Consider the following 5,854-nt stretch of genomic DNA (forward strand, 5'->3'; position numbering starts at 1 on the left):
GGGGCGGTGAGGCAGCAGGGCCAGCATCCCGCACCGTGGAGGCCGTGAGGGGCGCGCTGGGCCTCTCCGCGTTCGCGGCAAGGCGCAGGGCCATGTAGCCCGCCAGCGAGGCCACAACGAGCCCCAGGGCGGCCACGGCCCCCGCTACGCGTCGCCCTCGGGATTGCTTCGGCACCGGGGCCGGGGCCACTTCCTGGGGAACGTCGTTGTGGGGTGCCTCGGACGCAAGCGGGAGCTGGGGCCTAGGGACATGAATCGGCACCCTCCACGCCTCGCCCTCTTCCGACAGCAACGCCTCCAACTCGCGCCGCATGACTTCCGCCGTGGGGGCGCGCTTCTCGGTCTGCCGGTCAATGAAGTGCATCGCAGCCGCGCTCAGTGAGTCGGGCACTCGCGGATTCAACGCGTGCGGTGCTGGGGGAGGCCACTGGGCGCCCACCAGGGTGCGCGGCGCCTCGCTCTCGGGCTGGGGATTTGTCAGCAAGTCATAGAGGCAGACGCCCAGCGCGTACACGTCGTCGGTCGCCTTGAATTCGTAGCGCGCGCCGTGCTCGTGCCCATGCTCGCGGAGGAAGCGCGCCGCCTCGGGAGAACGGTAGCGCCGGGTGCCGGGGGGCAAGGGCGTGTCCGTCAGCTCTGGAGCAAGCGTGTAGTCCCCCACGCTGAAGTCCAGGACGAAGGGCTCCCCATCCGAAGCGCGCACGAGGATGTTCCCCAACTTCAAGTCGCGGTGAAAGACGCCGCGCACATGGAGGTGGGCCAAAGCCCCCGCGAGCTTGCCGAACACCCGGGCCACCTCATGCGCCGTGGGGTGCGTCTTCTCCACCCACTCCCCCAGCGTATAGCCCTCCACGTAGTCGAGGACGACGTAGAGCCACCCCTGGGTTGGGTGCTGCCAGCGTCCGTGTGCGTGAACCTCCACGACGTTGGAGTGTCCGCTCACCTGGGACAGGCACACCATCTCACGCAATAGCCGCGCGTCGGCCTGCTCAGCGTCCCCGCTACTGGCGCGGTGCATGGCCATCTTCATCGCGAAGCGGTGGCCTTCCTTCTCCACGAGGTAGACGGCGCCGAAGCTCCCCGCGCCCAGCGGTTTCACGACGCGCCAGCCGTCCACTGTCTGCCCGGGTTGCAGGTGCGCCGGGCTCAGCCCTATCAACATGGAAGGCGGTTCTAGAACGAGATGCGGGGAATAAGAAGACTACGCCCGCCCTCATTGTCGCGAAGTTCCAACCGGAGGGCCGCACCTTCCGACCAGTTGGGCGCCCCAGTCTCCACCACTACGAGGGCCACCTCACCCGGTTCAATCCGAGGCTCCCTCATGCGCACCGCGAGCACGTTGACGCGCTCGCCGCTCGCGACCACGGAGAGCCGCGCCTCCACAGGCCTCCAGGGTTGAGCGCCAGTGTTGCGGACTCGGAGGGCAACAGCTCCCCACCCACTTGCGCGGTACGTCACGACATCCCGAGAGACCACGTCTCCCCTCCCCTGGGACAGCAGCCTCTCCGGCTCACCAGCCTTGACGCCCAGTTTGTCCAGGAGGCCCGCGAAAATCATCCCAGCCGGGCCGCTCGCCACGCTTCGGGCACGGAGCGCTTCCAACTCGGCATCCTTGGCCGCACAGGCGACGCGGACCTCGTCCAGCTCGGCCTGAATCGCTTCTGCGGCGCGAGGCAGGCGCGACACCATCACCTGCGCGTCCACCTCGGCAGGGTGCGTGACGAGCGAGAACACGACGCGGGCAGGTGCGGCGCCATCCGCGAAAGTGACGGTCAGCTCCACGCTTCGTCCGGGCCCCAGATCCATCGCGGGCTTGAGGAAGATGGCCCGTGCTGTGACCTCGAAAAGCGCGAACCGGCTTCCAGCGCCCCCGGCCATCACCGCATCACGGTCTACAGGGGAGTCGAACTCCAACGCGGTGAGGTAGTCCGAAGCGACGTGCAGCTCCACCGGCTTGTCGGCGGTGGACACCGTGAGCGACACCCGCCGCCGCTTCATCTCTCGCCCGCGTAGGGACTCCTGGGCCTCCGCCGTGGCCGAGAGCCCCACGAGGAGCACGAGGGGCAGGGCAAGCCGGGCAAGTGACGGGAACACGCGCGGGCGACCTCCAAGGGACATGGCGGAACCGTACCAGGAAGCACACGACTTCCAGCGGTTCTCTGTTTGTCCTGACGCGGGGGAGGGACGCCGGTTTCCATCAAGATCTGCCGCCCGCGCCCCTTAAAACTCCCGGCGCCGCTCGGAGCGCTCGGCCTCACGCGGCATGTGTTCAGGAACTTCGCGAACCAGTGCGCCACGCTGAACACATCGAGCTGGGGGCCTCACGGTTTTCCAGGGAGTTTTCTCGGCGTGTACCACCGCCAAGCAAGGCGTGAAGGGACCTCGCTCCGGAAATCCGAACCGGGGGGGCCTGCCCTGAACCACTCCCGGAATCCGCACCCATTTACCGAGGGCAAGCCACGGACAGACGTGGCCAGGAAAAGGCCCAGGAAATTCGTCGCGTGAGCCACTCGCGGAAACCGCACGCATTTACGGGGAGACAGCACACCGTCAAACGCGGCCAGCGAAGGCCCAGCGGAGCCAGTCGCGGAAAGCGTCCCCATAAAGAGAGTTGAAGGAGAACAACGCATGCTTGAACAGGTTGAGCAGTACCGCCCCCACGTCATTGCCGCGCTCACCAACGCCGCTCCCCAAGGGCTCACCGTGAAGGAGCTGTGCGGCGCGCTCGGAGCGGGAGAGCAGGCCATCCGCCGTTGCCTCGCGGCGCTCGTTCTGACGGGCGTCCTGCGCGAGTCCGCACGGTACACGCCCGGCGCTCGTGGTGCAGTGCCCCGGGCCTACAGCCTTGCCGCGAGGGGCCAATGAACGCGCGCTGTCCCCAGCCCCGTCGCGGTCATGACGGAATGACTGACGGACAGTGGTCTCTCCTCTCCCTTCTCTCTCTTCTTCTTAGGAGTGAGAGGACTCCGTCATTCCGTCATGAAGAGGGTCACTTTCAGAGGAGAAATAGCCATGACGGAGCTGTGACGGGCCAAACACGCGTCCGTCATTCCGTCACGGCAGCGCCCCAGCTTCATCGCCCGCTTCGGTCAGCCGCGAAGCCCTCCAGCGTCGCCGCGCCTGTGCAACGCCGCGCCGTGGCCGTGCCTCCATCCAACCCCTCACCCCCGCACCCCATGACCTGGACTCTCTGCATCACACCCTCGCGCTTCACCCCGGACCAACTCTCCATCCTGGAGTTCTCGTCCATCGATGACCTCATGTCGGAGTTCTTCGAGGACGCCACGGACCCGATGCTTCGCGCGGAGAAGAACGGTCACGCGATCATCCCCGCGCGGCCCTGCCCCCCTCGCGCTGATGGCCTCTACGAAGGCAAGGGCGGCGACCCCACGCCCACCCCATACAGGCGCAATGCGAACTTCTCGCACGTCACCTTGGCCGTCGTGGACTTCGATTGCGAGGAACAGTCCGCGCTGGATTCGTGGCTCGCGGGCCTGCGCCAGCGTGGCCTCTGGTTCGTTGCGTACCCGACCCACTCGTACGGGCAGCCCACCAAGCCCATCCGCTACCGCGTCGTCCTGCCGTTCAGTGAGCCCGTCGCTGTTGGCTCGCCCAGTAGGTGGGCCGATAGCCTCTGGCCGCGCCTCATGGACTCCCTGGGGCTCGCCTCTCAGGCCACAGCCGCGTTGAAGGCGGATCCAGCCTGCAAGGATGTGGCGCGGCTCTACTACCTCCCGAGCTGGAACCCGTCGAACGCAACCCCGCGCCCCGCCCCCGAGCATCACCAAGGTCAACCGCTCGACGTGGAGGCGCTGTTTGGGCCCCTGCTGCGTCAGCCCTTCGCGCGCTACGTCGAGCGCCCTAGCGAGCAGCATGTCACCGGAGCCGTGCCCGTGGACCTCCAGGCCATTCGGAAACGACTGCGCCGCTTCAGGCGTAAGGACTACTGCCAGGCCATCGCGCAGATGGACGCAGGCGAAGTCCTCATTCTCGATGGGCAGCGCCACCTTGGCATCAACAGGCTGACGGAGATGCTGGCCCGAGTTGCCGCGCCCGATGAAAGCTCGGAGAGTCTTCTGGCCATCGCCCAGCGCTCGCTTGACGCACTCGCCAGCCTGGAGCCCTCCCGCGATGTCTGGGGCGAGGCGCTTCGAGGGTTGGACGGAGCACGCGCCAAGCTCCAGCAGTGGGACCTTCAGCGGAAGGCCAACCGAGAAGCGGAAGAAGCCGCATGGCGTCGCACCGTCATGCTCGTGGCCACCTCCAACCACCGACGTGGGAGCACCCCGTGACTCCGAACTGCCCCAATGAAAACGAGGTTGCGCCTGCCACCGACTATGAAGCGGCTCTTGCCGAGGTGGCCAAGCTCCCTCTCGTGAAGGTCGTCCCGCTGGAGCGCTACCTCACGCGCCGCCCGGGTGGACGGGCTTTCAACTCAGACCTTCTCACCCAGAAGGCCGCCGAGGATTACCTGATGCTGCGCGAACTCCTGTCCTCTCGCGCCACATGGCCGCGCGGCGCCAGCCCCCTGGCTGCATCACCCAACGTGCCGAAGCTGTGCGTCGGAGTGATGGGGCTCGAATGCCGCCCCAACGCACCGGAGCTGTTGGTACGCGAGGACGACATGTACGCGGTCAATACATGGGAAGCGCCGACGCTCACTCCTGCGCCGGGCGAGTGGCCTGATGTGCGGCGGGTCCTCCTCTGGCTCGCGGAGGATGAAGCTGGGCTCGACTGGCTCCTGAACTGGATTGCGTTCAAGGTCCAGAACCCGGGCTCCAAGCCGGGAACCGCAGTCCTGCTTCAAGGCCCCCCGGGCACCGGGAAGAACGTGCTCTATCGCATCCTGGCTCACGTGCTCGGCCCCTCGAACTGCGTCCAGATTGGGGAGGCGGACCTCGCCAAGCCCTACAACCACCACTTCGCCACGAAGCTGTTGGTCTTCGCCAACGAACTGCTCGACAACCACAAGCGCGGTGGGGCGCTGGGCGACGGGCTCAAGGCGACCATCACCGATGGCGAGGTGTTCCTGGAGAGCAAGGGCGTTGGCCGCACCCCAGCGGTCAACCGCGTCGCGCTCATCGCGGCGACCAACCGCTCCAAGCCCATCGAGCTTGAGGAGAGTGACCGGCGCTGGACGGTCTTCCACAACAAGACGAAGCCCGCCGAGTACCAACACCCCGACCTGGGGATGACCCACCGGGATTTCTTGGAGGCGCTCCATGCGCAGGGCGCTGATGACGCCTTCACACCGGAGTTCATGCGGCAGGTAGCAGCCTTCGCCTATGAGATGGGCACCTACGTCGTGGACATGAAGCGAGTCCGAAGACCGCACACGAACGCCTCCCGCGATGAACTCCAGCAACTCAGCGAGCCTGTGACGGAGCAATTCCTCCGCGAACTCAGCGAGAGCGCCGACCCGGACCGCCAGCTCTACGATTGGGCGTCTTACGAACCTCGTGGCAACGCAATCTGGCACTCCCCTCCGGGTCCCCGGGTCGGCAAGACGCAAGCGTTCGTAAACGACGCCCTCTTCATTGCCGTGGTCGGGTTCTGCAAGTCCATCGGGCAGCGGCACCCACCTCAGAAACGAACTTTCCTGGTCGCGTTGAAGTCAGCGGGCTGGGTTGAGCAGCGAGACAGCAAGAGTCGGGGTTGGCTCCCGCCGTGGCACGCGACACGTAGCGACGCACCAGCGACGGACGCCGCGAACGTTGTTCCCTTCAGCCCGTTGCGCACCCCGCCCGCGCCATGCCCCGTCAGTGCGCATCCCGTCACGCCGCATCTGAGTCCCCCTACTGAGAACACCCCATGAGTACATGCCCGCCCCAGGGCTCGCACGGGCCCGAGTTCC

The 5,854-nt window shown here is 66.7% G+C and carries 5 protein-coding genes; 3 read left to right on the plus strand and 2 right to left on the minus strand.

What is annotated here, in order from left to right; all coding sequences use genetic code 11:
* The coding region (locus FJV41_RS47555) for a serine/threonine protein kinase (RefSeq protein ID WP_141649255.1) at positions 1 to 1,162 on the minus strand (1,162 nt) is incomplete at its 3' end.
* Positions 1,163 to 1,173: 11 nt separating this feature from the next.
* Positions 1,174 to 2,094, minus strand: coding sequence for a DUF2381 family protein (locus tag FJV41_RS47560; protein WP_174476415.1), 921 nt, complete (start codon positions 2,092 to 2,094; stop codon positions 1,174 to 1,176).
* A gap of 534 nt (positions 2,095 to 2,628) precedes the next feature.
* Between FJV41_RS47560 and FJV41_RS47565 the strand changes: the two genes are divergently transcribed.
* The 3 genes from FJV41_RS47565 to FJV41_RS47575 all read left to right on the plus strand — a co-directional run bounded on the left by FJV41_RS47565 (position 2,629) and on the right by FJV41_RS47575 (position 5,815).
* Positions 2,629 to 2,865 carry a hypothetical protein gene (locus FJV41_RS47565; RefSeq protein ID WP_141649257.1) on the plus strand — a complete coding sequence of 79 codons (237 nt, stop codon included), beginning with the start codon at positions 2,629 to 2,631 and terminating at the stop codon, positions 2,863 to 2,865.
* Positions 2,866 to 3,176: 311 nt separating this feature from the next.
* The gene (locus FJV41_RS47570; protein ID WP_141649258.1) at positions 3,177 to 4,292 is read left to right on the plus strand and encodes a hypothetical protein; all 1,116 of its coding nucleotides are present in this window, start codon (positions 3,177 to 3,179) and stop codon (positions 4,290 to 4,292) included.
* Positions 4,293 to 4,357: 65 nt separating this feature from the next.
* Entirely contained in the window at positions 4,358 to 5,815 is a 1,458-nt protein-coding gene (locus tag FJV41_RS47575) for a DUF5906 domain-containing protein (protein ID WP_141649259.1), read from the plus strand.
* Positions 5,816 to 5,854: the final 39 nt, after the last annotated feature.

The sequence above is a fragment of the Myxococcus llanfairpwllgwyngyllgogerychwyrndrobwllllantysiliogogogochensis genome (assembly GCF_006636215.1).
GTDB classification, from domain to species: domain Bacteria; phylum Myxococcota; class Myxococcia; order Myxococcales; family Myxococcaceae; genus Myxococcus; species Myxococcus llanfairpwllgwyngyllgogerychwyrndrobwllllantysiliogogogochensis.

Bases quoted from the DNA above. Each gene is read 5' to 3' on its own strand.
- FJV41_RS47570 (WP_141649258.1), top strand. From the start codon at position 3,177: ATGACCTGGACTCTCTGCATCACACCCTCGCGCTTCACCCCGGACCAA.
- FJV41_RS47565 (WP_141649257.1), top strand. From the start codon at position 2,629: ATGCTTGAACAGGTTGAGCAGTACCGCCCCCACGTCATTGCCGCGCTC.